Below are 17,442 nucleotides of genomic sequence, written 5' to 3'. Positions count from 1 at the left end.
TCCTTTGCCGATGCAAAGCAGCTCCATGGCCACCGCTACGCCCGGTTCCGAAGTCTGAGCCGCGTCTCCAGCCAGTGCCTGCTCGCCGCCGCCGCCCAGAACATCAAGAAGATGGCCATCGCACTCAGCCGGATGCCGGCTCCGAGCCCCGCATGAGGGCCCCCAGCATCCGCTTCGACGTAGACAGACAAAATCGAGCAGCGATCCGCATCACCACAAAAAACAAACCCCGCCAAAAATGACGGGGTTCGTCAGCAGTCTGAGGGCGCGGTGACCCCGCGCCCTTTTTGCTGGCGTTCGGGACGCAAAAACGCGCGGTTGTCGTACGGTGGGCTTCATTCGGCCGACAAAACGCTCTAAGCGCTGCGGTTATGAAGCAAGTTCTCCTTATCGCCTTTGATCAGTATTCCGGCCTTCGCGTGAGGCCCGCGGCTCTCGTGTCGCGGTCGCTCCGTGTGCCAGCCCCCGGGAGCCTGTCATGAGCGCTCCCGCCTCCGTCGTCATGCGCCGCGTCGACCGGGACGAATCCGGCATGCGCGTCGATCGCTGGTTCAAGGAGCATTATCCGGGCCTGGGTTTCGGTCATCTGCAGAAACTTCTTCGCTCCGGCCAGGTGCGTGTGGACGGGGGGCGCGTGAAAACCTCGACCCGTCTCATCGCTGGTCAGGAGGTGCGTGTGCCGCCGCTTGCAACGGGCGATGTGCGCCCGCAGACGAAAGCGACCATCCGTGACCGGCGCGATGTCGATGTGCTCACCGACGCGCTTCTTTACGAGGACAGCCAGGTTTACGTCTTCAACAAGCCGGCCGGCCTTGCGGTTCAGGGCGGATCGGGCGTCAATCGTCATGTCGATGGCATGCTGGAGGCGCTTCGTGATCGCCACGGCCGTAAGCCACGGCTTGTCCATCGTCTCGATCGCGACACGGCCGGCGTGCTTGTCGTCGCTCGCACGCGAAGTGCTGCGGCCTTTTTCGGCAAGGCCTTCAAGGAGCGGGAGAGCCGCAAATTTTACTGGGCGCTGGTGAAGGGCGTTCCGAAGCCGCCGCATGGCAAGATTTCGACGTTTCTCATGCGCGGCGAGGGCGACGACGCGGAACGTATGCGGGTTGCGCGTCACGGCGAGCGGGGAGCTGATCATGCCCTGTCGCACTACGCGGTCGCCGAACAGGCCGGCTCACGGCTCTCGTGGCTCGTCATGCGGCCGGTGACGGGACGCACGCACCAGCTTCGAGCCCATGCCGCCCATATCGGCAATCCAATCATTGGCGATTCGAAGTACTTCGACGTGGAGAACTGGGAGTTGCCAGGCGGCATTCAAAACCGGCTGCATCTCCTTGCGCGGAGAATCATTTTGCCTCATCCCACCGGCGGCGTTCTCGACGTGACGGCGCCGCTGCCGCCGCATATGTCACAGAGCTGGGCCGTGCTCGGCTTCGAAGAGACAAGCGGGGAGGCTGCGGCCGAGGCCGTTTGAACTGCAATGTCGCAAGCGCTTGGGGCGAAGCCCGCCTCTCTGCTCGTACTCCTGACCGTGATGTGGGGGCTCAACCAGGTCGCCATCAAAGTGGCACTCGGTGGCTTCCCACCGATGCTGCAGATGGGGCTGCGCTCGGCGGTGGCCGGCGTGCTCGTGCTTCTCTGGTGCTTTGCGCGCGGCGTGCCGGTTTTTCGGTCGGGACGGCGTTTCGGCCCGGGTGTCCTGACCGGCATGCTTTTCGCGATGGAGTTCGCTCTCGTTTTCTTCGGTCTGACCATGACGACGGCCTCACGCAGCGTCGTCTTCCTCAATACCGCTCCCTTCTTTGTGGCCGTCGGGGCTCACTTTTGGCTGGGCGACCGGATTTCTCCGGCGAAAGCCGCCGGGCTCGCGCTGGCCTTCGTGGGGATCGCCGTTGCTTTCCTCGACGGGCTGAGCCCGGGAACGCTCAATACGGCTGCTGGTGACGTACTGTGCATTCTGGCCGCCGTCTTCTGGGGCGGGACCACCCTGGTCGTGAAGGGCACGAGCTTACGGGAAGCGCCGGCCGAAGAGATCCTTCTCTACCAGCTGCTCGTCTCGGCCCCGCTCGGCTTTGGCTTGTCGGTCCTCGTCGGGGAGGCGGGGATCGGGCCTGTGACCACGACCGAACTCGTCGCCTTCCTGTATCAAGGCGTCGTGGTCGCCGGGGCGAGCTATCTCGCCTGGTTCTGGCTGGTGAGAACCCATTCCGCGCCGCTGCTGCACGCGTTCACCTTTATCGTTCCGGTCTCCGGCGTCTTCTTTGGAGCAGTGCTTCTTGGCGATCCTGTCGGCTGGCGCCACGGCATCGCCCTTTTGCTCGTCGCCAGCGGCATCTATCTGGTCAACAGGCCTGCGCCGGTACGCCGTGCCGTGCCGCCGGGCGCGTGAGATATTGAGCTCTGACCTATTGAGCCGAGATCCATCGAGCCCAGATCCAGTGAGCCGAGATCCATTGAGCAAGGAGAGCCTGTTGTCCGATTTTCCTGCAAAGCCCGACGATGCGATGGCGAAGGCGCGCGAGCACGCGGCGAGGGAGTTGCCAAAGAGATTCTACAAGCGGGCCGAAACCGTTGAAACGGAATCAGGTTTCGAGCTTCGCCTCGACGGGCGCCCGGCCCGCACGCCGGGCAAGAAGCCGCTTGCCGTCGCACGCGCAGATCTCGGACGAAGCCTCGCCGAGGAATGGGAGGCTCAGGGCGAACGCATCGATCCTCTGACGATGCCGCTCACCCGGCTTGCCAATGTGGCGATCGACGGGGTTGCTGACGAAATGCCTGCGGTGCGCGAAGAGGTGGCGGCTTATGCGGGCACGGATCTGCTCTTTTACCGGGCCGGGGAGCCGAAAGCCCTCGTAGCCCGGCAGCGCGAGATCTGGGACCCGCTTCTTGCCTGGGCGGAAAGCCGTTTTTCGGTTCGCTTCCGTCTGGTCGAGGGGGTCATGCCGGTCGATCAACCGGAAGAGGGGCTTCAGGCCGTGCGCGAGGCTCTCAAGGGATTTGACGAGCCCTTGTCGCTTGCTGCTTTGCATACGGCAACCACGCTGACCGGATCGGCACTCATCGCGCTCGCCTTGGCGGAAGGCGTGATCGATGCTGAGGCCGCCTGGGCCGCCGCGCATGTCGACGAGGATTTCAATATCTCGCAATGGGGCGAGGATTTCGAGGCGAAGGAACGGCGCGAACGCCGCGGCTTTGAATTCTCGGTGGCTGCGACGGTGCTGCGCGCCTGAACCGTCCTTCGATTTGGGCTGGCGGACACCGCTCAGATGCCGGCGTACCACTCGTAGCCGCGGTCTTCCCAATAGCCGCCCTTGCCGCCACGAATTGGGGCGAAGCTCCCCACGACCTCGATGCCCATGACGTATTTTGCCATCTTATAGCCGAGCTGGCGTTCGACGCGTACGCGCAGTGGCGCACCGTTCGATATCGGCAGCGTTTCGTCGTTGAGGCCGTAGGCGAGGATCGTCTGCGGGTGGCGCGCGTCGATCATGTCGATCGATTCATAGTATTTTTCGCGACCGAGCGTATCGGCGCAGCGGAAAATCACGTAGCTACCGCCAGCTTTGACTCCGGCTTCGTCGAGGACGGCGGCGAGTGGCACACCCGTCCATTTGGCAATGCAGCTCCATCCCTCGACGCAGTCATGCCGCGTGATCTGCGTGCGCGCCGGCATGGTGCGCAGCTCGTCGAGAGATAGGGATTGCGGCCGCTCGACGAGGCCGGTGACGGAAAGACGCCAATCGGCGAAGCCATTTGCCGCCATCGTCCGATAATCGGGATCGCGCGGACTGATCGACCCGTTCGGACGCTGCGGCTGGATGATCTCGCTTTCGGAGTATTCCCGCGCCAGAGCCTCGCGATCGAGAAGGCTGCGCTGTGCGGCCATCGTCAAATCCTCGGCCCGCTCAAAAAACGCACGTGCCATCGGATTCTGGACGATGCGGTCGCAACCGGACAACAGCGCTGCTCCACCGCCGATGGCAGCGGCCCGGATGAGGCCGCGACGCGTCAGGGTGATGGTCATGAGATCTCCTCGTTTGCCTCGTGCCGCACGCGGTACCGTCCGGTGATGATGGCGCGCATCTCGTTAATCGGACCTGCCGCGAGAACCATGACGATGTGGACGACGAAGAAGAGGACGAGCAGGCTCATCGTCATGAAATGCAGCGTGCGTGCCGACTGACGCCCGCCGAAAATGTCGAGAAGCCAGGGTAATGCGGCATCCATCCCCGGCGACATGGCAAGACCGGTGGCGACCATCGTTGGTATGAGACCGAGGATGACGACGAGGTATGAGAGTTTTTGCAGAATGTTGTAATGCGCCTCCCGTCCGAAGCGGAAGCGGAGGTGATCGCCGATCGCGCGTGGCACGGTGCGAAGCTCGCCGCGGCGGGGGATGAGATCGCGGCGGAAATGGCCATTGAAAAGGCTAACGCAGACATAGGCGAGGCCGCTTGCGACCAGCACCCAGGCGAAAAAGAAGTGCACGACCCGGCCGGTGGCAAGATCGCGGTAGCTCGGGATGGTTGCCCAGGCGGGAAAACCGCGGGCGACAAGCGCTCCGCTGCCTTCGCGGGAGGCGCCCAGAAAGCCCGTCGTGTCGAAGTCCATGCTGCCGATTTCCGTCACTCCTCTCAAACTGCCGTCACCCGTGCGCATGGCGGTCATGGAGATGAGGGAATCGGAAAAGTTCGACTGGCTGCCAAGATAGAGCGCGGGATGGGCGTTGAAGATCTGCAGACCGCTTGCGAGCAGGAAGAAGAGGCAGAACGCGTTCAGCCAGTGCCATATGCGCGTTGTCCATCTGTGCCGGTAGACGATTTCCGTTTGCGGCTCGGCCGGCTCTGGCATTGATGCATTCCCTTCGTGATCCCCATGAATATAGCGTCCTCGCCGGCCCGCAATGTCACGAAGCGGTCATGCCTCTTCACATCAACGCCAGATTCGCATCCGATCTCTCTCAACAAATGCCGCCGATTGGCGTAGGCCGTTATATGAAGACGAGATTCTAAACCGGCTAATGGCCATGGGAACAAGATCAATCTGATTGGGGGGTAGAATGCGTGACGTTCTGGTGGAGTTGGAAAAACGGCGTGCCAATGCGCGCGCGGGCGGCGGCGAGAAGCGTATTGAGGGCCAGCATGCCAAGGGCAAGCTGACGGCGCGCGAGCGCCTGGTGGTGCTTCTCGATGACAGCTCGTTCGAAGAGTTCGACATGTTCGTCGAGCACCGCTCTTCGGCTTTCGGTATGGAAGAGCAGAAGATCGCGGGCGATGGCGTTGTCACCGGATGGGGAACGATCAACGGCCGCCCCGTCTACGTTTTTGCCAAGGACTTCACCGTCTTCGGCGGTTCGCTTTCCGAGGCACATGCGGAGAAGATCTGCAAAGTCCAGGACATGGCGCTCAGGAACGGCACGCCGATCATCGGACTTTTCGATGCCGGCGGCGCGCGCATCCAGGAGGGTGTCGCAGCGCTCGGCGGCTACGCCGAGATTTTCCAGCGCAACGTTCTTGCCTCCGGCGTCATTCCACAGATCTCGGTGATCATGGGCCCCTGTGCGGGCGGCGACGTCTATTCGCCGGCGATGACCGATTTCATCTTCATGGTGCGCGGCACGTCGTACATGTTCGTGACGGGCCCGGACGTGGTGAAGACCGTGACCAACGAGACGGTGACGGCGGAAGAGCTCGGCGGCGCGTCGGTGCATTGCGTGAAGTCGTCCGTGGCGGACGGCGGCTTTGAAAACGACGTCGAGGCGCTCTTGGAGATCCGTCGCCTCTACGATTACCTCCCCCTCAACAACAAGGCCGACCTGCCGGAAATCCCGGTCCACGATCCTTGGGATCGGCAGGAGAAATCTCTCGATACGCTGGTGCCGGATTCGGCGACCACGCCCTACGACATCAAGGAAGCCATTCTGAAGACCGTCGACGAGGGGGCTTTCTTCGAAATTCAGCCCGACCATGCCAAGAACATCCTCACCGGCTTTGGCCGCATCGAGGGGCGTACAGTCGGTGTGGTGGCGAACCAGCCGATGGTTCTGGCCGGCGTGCTCGATTCGGATGCCTCACGGAAGGCGGCACGCTTCGTGCGCTTCTGCGATTGCTTCGGCATCCCGATCCTCACCTTCGTCGATGTTCCGGGTTTCCTGCCCGGCACGTCGCAGGAATATGGCGGCCTCATCAAACACGGCGCCAAGCTCCTCTTTGCCTATGCCGAGGCGACGGTGCCGAAAGTGACCGTGATCACGCGCAAGGCCTTTGGCGGCGCTTACGACGTCATGGCCTCAAAGCATTTGCGCGGGGATATCAACTACGCTTGGCCGACGGCACAGATTGCCGTCATGGGCGCCAAGGGTGCGGTGGAGATCATCTTCCGCAAGGATATCGACAACCCGGAAAAGATCGCCGAGCACGCCAAGACCTATGAGGATCATTTCCTCAATCCGTTTGTGGCGGCGGAGCGGGGCTACATCGACGACGTGATCATGCCGCAATCGACCAGACGGCGGGTTGCCCGCGCCTTCCGGCTCTTGCGCCGCAAGGAACTCGCCAATCCCTGGAAGAAGCACGACAACATCCCGCTCTGACCGTTCGGTCACCTGGGCGTTTGTCGCCTGAGCCTCTCAAGCCGCCGGCCGCCTCAGTGCGTGACCGGCGGCTTTGCCGTCGTACGGGCGATGCGATGCTCGCGCAGATAGATGAAAATGCCGGAGCCGACGACGATCGCCATCCCGGCCCATTTCGGGGCATCCGGGAGGTCCCCGAAGACCAGGAGGCCGAGAGCCACCGCAGAGACGATCTCGGTATAGCCGAAAGGGGCGAGGACCGAGGCCGGGGCGAGCTGATAGGCCCGGTTAAAGAGAAGATGGGCGAAGGTTCCGATGACGCCTGTCGCCAGCAACAGAACCCAGGCAAGGGTGCTTGCCGGCCACGAGAAGGCAAGATCGTCGAAGCCGAGAGGACGGCAGACGATCATCGCGGCGACGATGACCACAAAGCCGCCGAGAGCTGCATAAAACTGCATCGCGAAGGCGCTTGCTCCGCGCGCAACGTGGCGGCTCAAGATGAAATAGATCCCGACGATGAAGGCCGTCAGTGCCGGCAAGAGAGCGGGCAATCCGAAGACCGCGTAGCTCGGCTGGATGATGATGAGCGCGCCGGCAAATCCGACCAGAACCGCCACGATCCTCCGCCATCCCACCTTTTCGCCGAGGAATAAGCCGGAGAGCAGGGTGACGATCATCGGCTCGATCATGAAGATCGCAATCGCGTCGGCGAGCGGCAGGAAACGCAGGGCGGCGAAGAAGGCGAGGCTGCCGAAACCGAGGCAGGCGCCCCGCAGGAGATTGAGCCCGAGATGCGGGATGCGCAGAGCGGCGGTCCCTTCCCAATGCAGGAGAAGCGGCAAGATCAGCGCGCCCTGGAGAAAGAGACGAACGGCCCCGACTTCGCCTGCCGACAGTCCATGCTCCGTGATGAGGAGCTTACTTAAGGCATCCATCGTCGGGATGATCATGCCGCCGGCGACGAAGATCATGATGCCGCGCACCATCTCCGCGGGCGTGTTGGTCAGAGAGGAGGGGAGCGTTGCCATTCGCCGTCCTTGCCACAAAGCCGCAAGGCGAGCCACCAACGCCTGATGGCATGGCCGGCGCCACGTTGGGATCAGGCGCTGGTCCGCACAGTGTTGCTGTCTCCGCTGTTGTCGGAGACCGTCACCCGGGTGAGGGCGCGCGGCGCGCATGACGGCCGGCGAAGAGGAGCCCGTATAGCGCCACGCAGATGACGACCATCGCCAGGATCTGAAACGTCTCCACGTGCCCGCCGAGCACGACCACTGTGATGAGCATGGTGACGGCAGGGGTCGGCACCGTGATCGAGCTCGCGACGGAGACGTCGATATGACGGATGGCGTTGAACCACAGGACGAGCTCCAGATAGTAGGCGACGCCAAGAAGGATCGCAGCCTTTTGGAAGGTCGGATCGGTGAATCCCTGCAACAGGGCGCCCGGTTCGCCGATGAGTGCCTGAAGGGCGAGAAGCACGATGCCGGAGACGATAAGGCGGGTGACGGTCACCTGGTTTGGCGTGATCGACGTCGTCGTCAGAACCTGGCGCAAGAGCACATGGGCGATGGCCCACAATGCCGGTATGCCGAGGGTATAGGCCGACCACCAGGAGATGTCCGCCACGCGAAACGTGCCGCCGGTGGTGAGATAGACCAAAGCCGCGAGGAGGAGTGCGGTGAAGCCGAGCTCGGTGGTGCTCTTGCGTTTGCCGAGAAGAACCGCCTCCAGAAGGATGGCGAAGAGCGGATAGGCCTGCAGTGCGATCACCATGCTGACGGGCCCGGCCTTCTTGGCCGCCACCACATACATGTAGGTCGCCACAGCGAACATCGCTCCGGTCAAGAGCGCGATGGCGAGCGTTCGGACGGAAGGCCGCTTTGCCGCCGGGCCCGCGGACACCCCGCGCCGGAGCTCGACGACAAAGAGCGGAAGACCCGCGACAAGCTGCCAGAAGGTGAGCCAGATGGCGAAGGCGAGGCCGCTCGATCCCTCGGGGCGGGCATCGGCGATGAGCGGCATTGCCGATAGGATGGCGAGGCAACAAAGGGCATAGAGAATGCCGGCGGGCTGCGACGGGGACATCACCGTTCCATGAGAAGATACTCGTGATTGCATTGGTATGTCTCGTGCAATAATGAATGCAATCGGATTATTGTATTGATGGCAATGTGGATCCCCGATTTTTCCCGTTTTTCCGGCCCGGCCTACGCGGCGCTTGCCGAGGCGATCGGCACGGCGATCTCCGAAGGGGATTTGAGTGCCGGCGAGCGGCTGCCGCCGCAGCGCGATCTCGCCTGGCGGCTCGGCTTGTCGCTCTCGACGGTGACGCGCGGCTATGGCGAGGCGGTGCGTCGCGGCTTCCTGGAAGGCAGCGTTGGCCGCGGCACCTATGTGCGCGATGCGAAAGCGGTCACCGCTGCAGCAAGCGGCGCATGGAATACGGGTCTCGCGCGGCCCGCAGGCGACGCGATCGATTTCGCCAACAATCTGCCGCCGCTCGGCGGGGCCGAGAGACAGCTTGCAGAGACGCTGCGCGCAATCTCGGGCGAGCCGGGGCTCGCGGCTTTTCTCGATCACTGGCCGGGACGAACGGCGGAGCGGCATGCAGAGGCAGCCGGCGCATGGATCGAAACGCTCGGGCTTTCCCGTCAGGGGCGGGCGATCGTGCTCACCAACGGCTCGCAGCAGGGGCTCTTCGTGGCGCTTCTGGCGTTGGCGCGGCCTGGCGATGCGATCCTAGCGGAGGCTCTCTCCTATGCCCCGGTTCTGGCGGCGGCTGAGCGTCTCGGTCTCAAGGTCTTTCCCGTCGCCATGGATGAGGAGGGGCTCTTGCCTCAATCTCTCGAGGAGCAATGCAAGGCGACGGCCGCCCGGCTCCTCTACACCATGCCGACGCTGCACACGCCGACGACGGCGACGATGTCTGAGGCGCGCCGACGGGCCGTCGCCGAAGTCGCCGAGCGTCATGGCATCGACATTCTGGAAGACGATGTCTTCGGCTTTCTGCCGCGCTCGCGGCCTGCGCCGCTCGGCACCTATCTGCCCGAGCAGACAATCTATGTGGCGAGTACGTCAAAGAGCCTCGCGCCGGGTCTGCGCGTCGGCTATCTGAGCGCGCCGGTGCGCCATGAAAAAGCTTTGCGGGCGGGCGTCGCGCTCTCCTCGTGGATGCCGCCGCCGCTCATGGCGGAGATCGCGACGCGCTGGATCGAGGACGGGACAGCGGAGCGCCTCAACGAGGAGAAGCGCCAGATCGCCGAGGGGCGGCAGGCCTTGGCACGTGAGACGTTGAAAGGGAGCCGCGTTGTCGCCGATCCGGCGGGCTTTCATATCTGGCTGCATCTGCCGGAGGGATGGCGGCCCGATGCCTTCGAAGCGGCGGCGCAGCGTGAAGGTGTCGCCCTGCGCTCCGCACGGTCTTTTTGCGTCGATCCCGCTGTCGTGCCGTCTGCGGTTCGTCTCTGCCTGAGCCATGAGGCGTCTCAGGCGCGGGTGGAAGACGGGCTTTTGCGCCTCAAACGGCTTCTCGACGAAAAGCCGGGAGAGGCCGCCTTCATCGTGTGAGCGAGCTTTGCTGTGCCCGGTGCGGCGCGAGCCGGGTGCGGGTTTCCATTCGATTGCGCCGGCCGCGTGTGACGGCTCGTCTGGCAGAGAAGTCTCGCACATCGGGTGTCGTCCGCATGCGTTTTCCTGCCGCCAGACTGCCGCTTCTGCGCGACGATCGGGCTCAAAATTGTCCTTGATGCAAATCAATGTGCAATTAAAAGGGCAGGCGCAGCGTGCTCTCCTCCTCGGAGACAAAGGAGACCAACAGTGATTACAAGAAGAAGATTGCTCGGTTCTGCCGCCCTTCTGACGGCAGGCGCCGCGCTTCCGGGAGCGTCGAAAGTCTGGGCTCAGCCCAAGAAGTTCGAGATCGTCATGTGCGCCAAGCAGGAGGGTATCTCCTGGTTCGATGACATGCGCACGGGCGTTGAGGATTTCGCCAAGGATTTCGGCGTCAACGCCTATCAGATCGCACCCGAGACCGGAGACCCCGCCAAGCAGGCGCAGATGGTCGAAAGCCTGATCGCCAAGAATGTCGACGCCATCCTCGTCGTCCCCAACGATCCGAAGTCCATGGAGCCGGTGCTGCAGAAAGCCAAGGACGCGGGTATCGTCATCGTCAGCCATGAGGCGAAGAGCCTTGCGGGCACGGCCGATTACGATGTCGAAGCCTTCAAGAACGAGGATTTCGGCGCCCTCATGTTCGACAAGCTCGCCAAGGCCATGAATGGCGAAGGCAAGTTTGTTGCGATCGTCGGTGCGCTGACGATGGAAACGCACATGCAGTGGTTCAATGCCGGCATGGAGCACATCAAGGCCGATTACCCGGAGATGGAATTCGTCCTGTCCGAGCCGATCGAGGACAACAACGACGAGAAGACCGCGCTCGACAAGGTCAACGAGGTGCTGAAGCGCTACCCGGACCTCAAGGGTATCGTCGGCTGCTCCGTGTCGGGCACGTCGATGGCGGCCCTCGCGGTCGAGAAGCTGCGCCGTAAGGACATTGCCGTGGTCGGCCTCGGCCTTCCGAGCATCAATGGTCCCTATCTCGAGGACGGCTATCAGAATGTGGCGCTGTGCTGGCGTCCTGCCGATGCCGGTTACGCATCCGCCTTTGTGGCCTACAAGCTTCTGAACGGCGAAACCGTCGAGGCGGGCATGGATCTGAAGCGGCCGGGCTACGACAGCGTCACCATCGAGGATGGCGTCGTCTATGGCGATGCGACACTGATCCTGACCGCAGAGAACTGGAAGGACTACAAGTTCTGACCCAGGGGATGCTCAGCGATCATGGCTGAACTGATCCGCTTGGAGGGCCTGAGCAAGCGATATATCGCGACCCAGGCCCTCGATCATGTCGACCTGTCGATTGCGGCCGGCGAGGTGTTGTGCATCGCCGGTACGAACGGCTCCGGCAAGTCGACGCTCATGAAGTGCATCTGCGGTGCCGAGGAGCCGGATTCCGGCAATATCGTCTTCGATGGCCATGCCTATAAGCGCTTGAGCCCGTCGCAGGCGATGCGTCTCGGCATCCAGATCATCTATCAGGATCTGGCGATCTTTCCCGACCTGACGGTCGCGGAGAACATCGCATTCCACGAGATCCAGCATCGCAAGGGATTGTGGCTCGATTGGAAGGCGTGCCGAAAGACGGCGGAAGACGCGCTTGCCTCCCTCGGGGCGAAGCTGCCGCTCGATGCAAGGCTTGGTGATCTTTCCTTCGGCGCGAAGCAAACGACGGCGATCGCACGGGCCCTGACGCAGGAATGCCGGCTGCTCATCATGGATGAGCCGACGAGCGCGCTGCCGGCGCGCGACGTCGAGCAATTGCTGACCATGGTGCGGCGTCTCAAGGAACGCGGAATTTCCGTGATCTTCGTCAGCCACAAACTCGACGAGGTGTTTGAGATCGCAGACCGCATCTACGTGCTCCGTGACGGGAAGGAAGTGGGCGAATACGCACCCGCCGATATCGACGTCAGCGAGCTCGGTTTCCTGATGACGGGAGTGCGCGTCGTCGCCGGAAAGAGCGACGAGGTGAAGGCGGATGCGCCTGTCCTCCTCGAAGTCCGGGATCTTCAGCGCGATGGCCAGTACCGCGATTTGTCTTTCGCGCTGCGGGCGGGCGAGGTTTTGGGCTTTGCCGGCCTGACCGGTTCCGGTCGCACGGAGACCGCGCTTTCGCTCTTCGGTCTCAATCCGGCGAAGTCCGGCCGTGTGCTCGTCGACGGTGCGGAATTGCGCATCACCTCGCCGCAGGATGCCGTGCGCGCCGGGATCGTGCTCGTCTCGGAAGATCGGGCGAGCCAGGGGCTCTTCGGCCGCAAGCCGATCCGCATGAACATCGCTTCGTCGATCTATGAGCGCATCAAGGGCGCGCTGTCGCTCATTTCGAGCGACAAGGAAGCGACGATTGGCGACGAATGGGTGACGAAGGTGCGGGTGAAAACCCCATCGGCTTCAGAACCCGTGCAGAGCCTCTCGGGCGGCAATCAGCAAAAGGTGGTGCTCGCCAAATGGCTGGCGACCGAGCCGAAGATCTTGATCCTCGACAATCCGACGGCCGGCATCGATGTCGGCTCCAAGGCCGAGATCCATGAGATCGTGCAGACGCTGGCGCGCGAGGGCTGCGGCGTGATCATGATTTCCGACGATCTCGACGAACTCGCCATGAGCTGCAGTCGCGTGCTTGTTTTCCGCACGGGACGGATCGTGGAGGAATTCTCGGGGCCGGAGATCACGTCGGGTCGCATTGCTGCAACCATCCGACAGGACGACTGAGCGTCCTGTCGGCTTCGATTTCAATGTGAGCTGAGGCGTCTGGGAAAAGCCGCAACGTCATTCGACGTTGCGGTGACGCCCGACCATGGTTTCGCGGTCGACCTGCATGCGCTCGGCGAGCGCGATCACGATCTGGTCGAAGAGAATGAGCAGAGCCTGCTCGAAGAGATTGCCCATCGGCTGCGTGGACGGCACCACGTCGGCCTTGCCCTTGAAGACGGCGGCCGGCAGGAACAGGCGCTGTTTCGCCTTCTGCGCCGTCGTACCGCTCGGATCTCCGGTGACGACGATGGTGGCGGCGCCGGCTGCGACGGCCTGGTCGTGAACATAATCGATATGGCCGATCGAGCCGCTGCCTGAGGTGGCGATCAGCAGATCACCCGGGCCGATCGAAGGCGTCGTGTCGTCCCAAATCCAATGCGCTTCCTTGCCGAGATGCATGAGGCGCATGGTGAAGGCGCGGGTCGACAGGCCTTCGCGCCCGACGCCGATCAGAAAGACCCGCTTTGCCTTGATGATCGCGTCCATGAAGGCGCTGATTTCGGCTTCATCCAGGCGCTTCGCCACCTGGCCCAGCTCGTCGACGGCCCGTTCGAAGCCGCTTGTGATCGTTTCCATTGTCGTCTCCTGATCAGCCAGCGCGGAGCGCGGCGCGCGTCAGCGAGCGCCTCACGATCCTGCGCACGAAGAAGTTCAGCGCCATGAAGATGAGGAGAAGACCGCCCCAGATCATCTTCTTGGCGTAGGGCGAGAGCCCTTCGATGGTGAAGGCGTTCTCCACGCATTGCAAAAGCAGGACGGCGGCGAGCACGTTGAGAAGCCGCCCGCGACCGCCATAGGGATCCATGCCGGCAAGCACCGCCACCAGGATCGCCTGGAGCAGAAACGTGTCGCCGAATCCGACCTTCATGGAATTGAAGCGTGCCAGCATGATGAGGCCGGCAGCCCCGGCGAGGAGGCCGGAAAGCGCATAGGAAATGATGATGGCGCGGTTGATCGGCAGGCCCGTGAAGAGGGCCGCGACCTTGTTGTCGCCGTAGAGATAGAGGGTTTTTCCAAAGAGCGAATTGCGGATGTAGAAGGAGGCGAGGACGAACAGCACCGCCAATCCGCAGAAGGACACGGGGATCGGCCCGAGCTTCAGCGTCAAGATGTCGGTGAACGCCGAAGGCATGCCGGTGATACCGACGCCGCCCGTCAGCCCCGATGCGAGGCCGAAATAGAGCAGCATCGTGCCAAGCGTCGTCACCAGCGCCGGGACGCCGAAACGGGCGATGATGATGCCATTGAAGAGCCCCATCAGAGCGGAGGCTCCGAGCGCCACGATGGTGGCGAGCGCGATCGCGCCGCCGGGCCCGAGCACGTCGACGATGCTCGGATTGGTCATGATGTAGGCCGCGAAGATCGCCGACAGGTCGGCGACGGCAATCACGGAGAGATCGATGCCGCCGGTGATCATGGCAATGGCCATGGCGAGTGAGAAGAGGGCGAATTCCGGTACCTGCTCGAGAACCGAGACGAGGTTTGTGGAATTGAAGAACGCTCCGCCAAGGCGCAGGGCGATCAGAGCGAGCACGATCGCGGCGATGCCGTAGAGAACGACTTCGGCCAGGAATTCTTCGTTGAGGCGAGCCTGCCATCCTGGCCGTTTGCTCGACGGTGCGACGTGAGAAGGCGTTGTATCAGCCATGGCCGTGCTCACACATCCTGGAAGTTGAGGAGCTTCAGATTGCGCTGCTTCGCCCGGTAATGAGAGATGGCCGCGATGGCCACCATGGCCGCGCCAATGAAGAAGCGGTTCCACGAGGCGGAGAGCCCAAGGGTCACCAGCGTGTTGCTCAAGAGCGTGATCAGCGCCATGCCGAGGACGACGCCGCCGACAGAGCCTGTGCCGCCTGTCAGCTTCGCGCCTCCGATGACGACGGCCGCGAGCACGATGAGCTCGTTGCCGACGAGCGAGACCGGATTCACGAGGCGGATTTCCGACACCATCATGAGGCCGGTGAGGCCCGAAAGCGCGCCGGCATAGCCGTAGACGACGAGGTTGATCTTCAAGACTTCGACGCCGGAGCGCACGGCGCCGAGGGGATTGGAGCCGAGAGCATAACTCGCCCGTCCGATCGGCGTCCGGTTGAGAAGATACCAGGTCAGCACGATCACGATCACGAGGGGAATTGCGAAGACCGAAAGCCCGGTGAAGCCGGGGCCGGCCGGGATCTCAAACAGGACTGAGGTGCCGAAATCGCGCAGCGAGGAGGGCATGAAGCCCGCGGTGATCGGTCGGGCGCCGAGGAACACCATGAGCACGCCTTGCAGAACGCCCTGCATGGCGAGCGTGGTGATCAGGGTCGGCAGCGAAAACAGATAGATGATCAGGCCGTTGACGAGGCCGACGAAGGTGCCGATGCCGATGGCGATCGTGAGCGCGAAAGCGAGACTGTCGATCCCGAGAGCGTTGGACAATGCGGTGGCGATCCAGGCCGATAGAATCGCGTTAGCGAGGAAGGACACGTCGATCCCGCCCGTGACCATGACGACGAGGACCCCGAGCGCGACGATGGTGAGGGCGGAGCCCGTGCGGATCAGATCGAACAGAGATGCAAGCGACAGGAAATCCGGCGACTGAAACGTCACGATGACGATGTAGGCGAGGATGATCAGGGCCAGGAGCCGCAGGTTCTCGCCTGATCCGCTCCCGCCGCGCGGCCATAGCCGCTCGCGCCAGGATGTGCCTGTGCCGGGCGTCGGCGCATTTGGCTCAAAGGCGGGCGTCGTCGTCATCCACTCCCCCAGAACTCATTTTCATCATTGGCGTCAGGCAGTGCCGACACTCAGCGTCCGATTGCATGGCCCGCTGATTGCGGTCAAGTTTGTACGACTATGTGACAGAAGAACCATGTGGCTCGTTGCCCATGCGCCGGCGATACGCCGTGTTCTCCGAGGTGGAGAGCCCGATCTCTGCGTGGCGCTTGTAGGCTCCTGTGAACGACATCAGATTAGGGCGGTCGGCGATGCCAGGTCGGGCTATTCGATCTGCGCAATGCGCGTCATGCCGCCTTGCACATGCGGCTCCGGAGTGCAGGTTGCGCCGAATCGTCTTTCTGAGAATGTGAACGTCAGGATGTTTCCATGAACCCGAACAAGCGTGTGGTCGTGACAGGGCTCGGCGTCGTCTCGCCGCTCGGCTGCGGTGTGGACCTCGTCTGGAGCCGGTTGGTCGAAGCCCGCTCTGGTATCCGCGCACTCCCCGACGACGTCGTCCCGGATATCCCGTCCAAGATCGGCGGTGTCGTTCCCTCCGTTTCAGATGATGCGGACGGCGGCTTCGAGCCCACGCGCGTGGTGCCCGAAAAAGACCTCAAGAAGATGGACCGTTTCATCCAAATGGCGATGGTGGCGGCGGAAGAGGCGCTCGGGCAGGCTGACTGGCATCCCGAGGATGAAGGCGAGCGCGAGCGCACCGGCACCGTTATCGGCTCGGGCGTTGGCGGCTTTCCGGCGATGCGTGCCGCTGCGGACCTCACCACCGCCCGCGGTGCGCGGCGTCTTTCGCCGTTTCTCGTTCCGTCATTTCTGGTCAATCTCGCGGCTGGCCAGGTGTCGATCCGCCACCAGTTTCGTGGGCCGATCGGCGCGCCGGTCACGGCCTGCGCGGCCAGTGTGCAGGCGATCGGGGATGCCGCACGGCTGATCCGGGACGGCGAGGCGGATGTGATTCTGGCCGGCGGGGCGGAGGCCTGCATCGATCGCGTCAGCCTCGGCGGTTTTGCTGCGGCGCGCGCGCTTTCCACGCATTTCAACGAGACGCCGGAAAAGGCCTCACGACCGTTCGATCGCGATCACGATGGCTTCGTGATGGGCGAGGGGGCGGCCATGCTGGTGCTGGAGACCCTTGAACATGCTGAGGCACGCGGCGCGAGCCCGATCGCGGAAGTCCTCGGATATGGGACCACTGCGGATGCCTATCATCTGACGGCGGGTCCGGAAGATGGGGCCGGAAACCGTCGCGCCATGGCCATCGCGCTTCGGCAGGCTGGCCTTGAACCTTCTGCCGTCGGCTATCTCAACGCGCATGCGACGTCGACGCCCGTCGGCGACGCCGGTGAGCTTGCCGGTGTCAGGTCCGTCTTCGGCGACCACAAGGTCGCGATTTCCTCGACCAAATCGGCGACGGGGCATCTTCTCGGCGCGGCCGGCGGACTTGAAGCGGTCTTCACCATTCTGGCGTTGCGCGACGGTATTCTGCCGCCGACGCTCAATCTGGAAAATCCGATGGAAGGCGCAGAGGGCCTCGATCTCATCGGGCCGGAAGCCCGCGAGAAGAAGATCGATGTCGCGATGTCGAACGGCTTCGGCTTTGGCGGCGTGAACGCCAGCGTCGTTCTGAAGCGCTGGAACTGACGGCGCAGGTCAATTTGACAGGAAGGGCGGCTCATGTGGTGAGCCGCCTTCAGACTGCTGACGAACCCCGTCATTTTTGGCGGGGTTTGTTTTTTGTGGTGATGCGGATCGCTGCTCGATTTTGTCTGTCTACGTCGAAG

Annotated in this window: 16 protein-coding genes; 9 read left to right on the top strand and 7 right to left on the bottom strand. The window is 63.1% G+C overall.

From position 1 onward, the window contains the following. From BLP76_RS18665 to BLP76_RS18295, 4 genes are all read left to right on the top strand, one after another. Positions 1 to 156, top strand: a 156-nt coding sequence (locus tag BLP76_RS18665) for a transposase (protein WP_171904424.1), incomplete at its 5' end; no start/stop codon positions are given. A gap of 322 nt (positions 157 to 478) precedes the next feature. Next, positions 479 to 1,474: an RluA family pseudouridine synthase gene (locus tag BLP76_RS18305; protein WP_170130577.1), complete on the top strand. Its 996-nt coding sequence runs from the start codon at positions 479 to 481 to the stop codon at positions 1,472 to 1,474. Positions 1,475 to 1,480: 6 nt separating this feature from the next. Next, positions 1,481 to 2,389 (top strand): DMT family transporter, encoded by a 909-nt coding sequence (locus BLP76_RS18300; RefSeq protein ID WP_092816639.1) that lies wholly within the window; start codon positions 1,481 to 1,483, stop codon positions 2,387 to 2,389. Positions 2,390 to 2,471: 82 nt separating this feature from the next. Then, entirely contained in the window at positions 2,472 to 3,230 is a 759-nt protein-coding gene (locus BLP76_RS18295) for an ATP12 family chaperone protein (protein ID WP_244514669.1), read from the top strand. Positions 3,231 to 3,262: 32 nt separating this feature from the next. Here the strand turns inward: BLP76_RS18295 and BLP76_RS18290 are convergent, their stop codons facing one another. Together BLP76_RS18290 and BLP76_RS18285 are read right to left on the bottom strand one after the other, a co-directional pair. Next, positions 3,263 to 4,024, bottom strand: coding sequence for a molybdopterin-binding protein (locus BLP76_RS18290; RefSeq protein WP_092816637.1), 762 nt, complete (start codon positions 4,022 to 4,024; stop codon positions 3,263 to 3,265). Beyond that, on the bottom strand, positions 4,021 to 4,851 hold the full coding sequence (locus BLP76_RS18285; protein WP_092816635.1) for a cytochrome b/b6 domain-containing protein: 831 nt from the start codon (positions 4,849 to 4,851) through the stop codon (positions 4,021 to 4,023). Before BLP76_RS18285 ends, BLP76_RS18290 begins: the two co-directional genes overlap by 4 nt. Before the next feature lie 208 nt (positions 4,852 to 5,059). Here BLP76_RS18285 and BLP76_RS18280 point away from each other — a divergent pair, with 208 nt between their 5' ends. After that, positions 5,060 to 6,592 carry an acyl-CoA carboxylase subunit beta gene (locus BLP76_RS18280; RefSeq protein ID WP_092816633.1) on the top strand — a complete coding sequence of 511 codons (1,533 nt, stop codon included), beginning with the start codon at positions 5,060 to 5,062 and terminating at the stop codon, positions 6,590 to 6,592. 53 nt (positions 6,593 to 6,645) lie between these two features. Here the strand turns inward: BLP76_RS18280 and BLP76_RS18275 are convergent, their stop codons facing one another. Together BLP76_RS18275 and BLP76_RS18270 are read right to left on the bottom strand one after the other, a co-directional pair. Beyond that, positions 6,646 to 7,599 (bottom strand): DMT family transporter, encoded by a 954-nt coding sequence (locus tag BLP76_RS18275; RefSeq protein ID WP_170130576.1) that lies wholly within the window; start codon positions 7,597 to 7,599, stop codon positions 6,646 to 6,648. A 121-nt stretch (positions 7,600 to 7,720) separates the two neighbouring features. Next, entirely contained in the window at positions 7,721 to 8,656 is a 936-nt protein-coding gene (locus BLP76_RS18270; protein ID WP_170130575.1) for a DMT family transporter, read from the bottom strand. Between the two features lie 78 nt (positions 8,657 to 8,734). Here BLP76_RS18270 and BLP76_RS18265 point away from each other — a divergent pair, with 78 nt between their 5' ends. The 3 genes from BLP76_RS18265 (at position 8,735) to BLP76_RS18255 (ending at position 12,901) form a co-directional block, all read left to right on the top strand. Next, complete coding sequence (locus tag BLP76_RS18265) at positions 8,735 to 10,138, top strand: aminotransferase-like domain-containing protein (protein ID WP_092816627.1); 1,404 nt, start codon at positions 8,735 to 8,737, stop codon at positions 10,136 to 10,138. A 249-nt stretch (positions 10,139 to 10,387) separates the two neighbouring features. After that, positions 10,388 to 11,389, top strand: a complete 1,002-nt coding sequence (locus BLP76_RS18260; protein WP_200170629.1) for an autoinducer 2 ABC transporter substrate-binding protein — start codon at positions 10,388 to 10,390, stop codon at positions 11,387 to 11,389. Between the two features lie 21 nt (positions 11,390 to 11,410). Further along, the gene (locus BLP76_RS18255; protein ID WP_092816625.1) at positions 11,411 to 12,901 is read left to right on the top strand and encodes a sugar ABC transporter ATP-binding protein; all 1,491 of its coding nucleotides are present in this window, start codon (positions 11,411 to 11,413) and stop codon (positions 12,899 to 12,901) included. A gap of 57 nt (positions 12,902 to 12,958) precedes the next feature. Here BLP76_RS18255 and hxlB read toward each other — a convergent pair whose 3' ends face one another. Genes hxlB through BLP76_RS18240 form a run of 3 tightly spaced genes read right to left on the bottom strand, consistent with a single transcriptional unit; the run spans position 12,959 to position 15,682 of the window. Beyond that, complete coding sequence (hxlB, locus tag BLP76_RS18250; protein WP_092816623.1) at positions 12,959 to 13,519, bottom strand: 6-phospho-3-hexuloisomerase; 561 nt, start codon at positions 13,517 to 13,519, stop codon at positions 12,959 to 12,961. A 13-nt stretch (positions 13,520 to 13,532) separates the two neighbouring features. After that, entirely contained in the window at positions 13,533 to 14,591 is a 1,059-nt protein-coding gene (locus BLP76_RS18245; protein WP_092816621.1) for an ABC transporter permease, read from the bottom strand. Between the two features lie 8 nt (positions 14,592 to 14,599). Next, complete coding sequence (locus BLP76_RS18240) at positions 14,600 to 15,682, bottom strand: ABC transporter permease (RefSeq protein WP_092816619.1); 1,083 nt, start codon at positions 15,680 to 15,682, stop codon at positions 14,600 to 14,602. A 348-nt stretch (positions 15,683 to 16,030) separates the two neighbouring features. On the opposite strand from BLP76_RS18240, the gene fabF reads away from it, so the two are divergent. Then, the gene (gene fabF / locus BLP76_RS18235) at positions 16,031 to 17,302 is read left to right on the top strand and encodes a beta-ketoacyl-ACP synthase II (RefSeq protein ID WP_092816617.1); all 1,272 of its coding nucleotides are present in this window, start codon (positions 16,031 to 16,033) and stop codon (positions 17,300 to 17,302) included. Positions 17,303 to 17,442: the final 140 nt, after the last annotated feature.

It is taken from the genome of Afifella marina DSM 2698, from assembly GCF_900102695.1.
Classification (GTDB): domain Bacteria; phylum Pseudomonadota; class Alphaproteobacteria; order Rhizobiales; family Afifellaceae; genus Afifella; species Afifella marina.
Note: the sequence above shows the minus strand (reverse complement) of the source record. Positions and strands in the feature narration are given on the sequence as shown.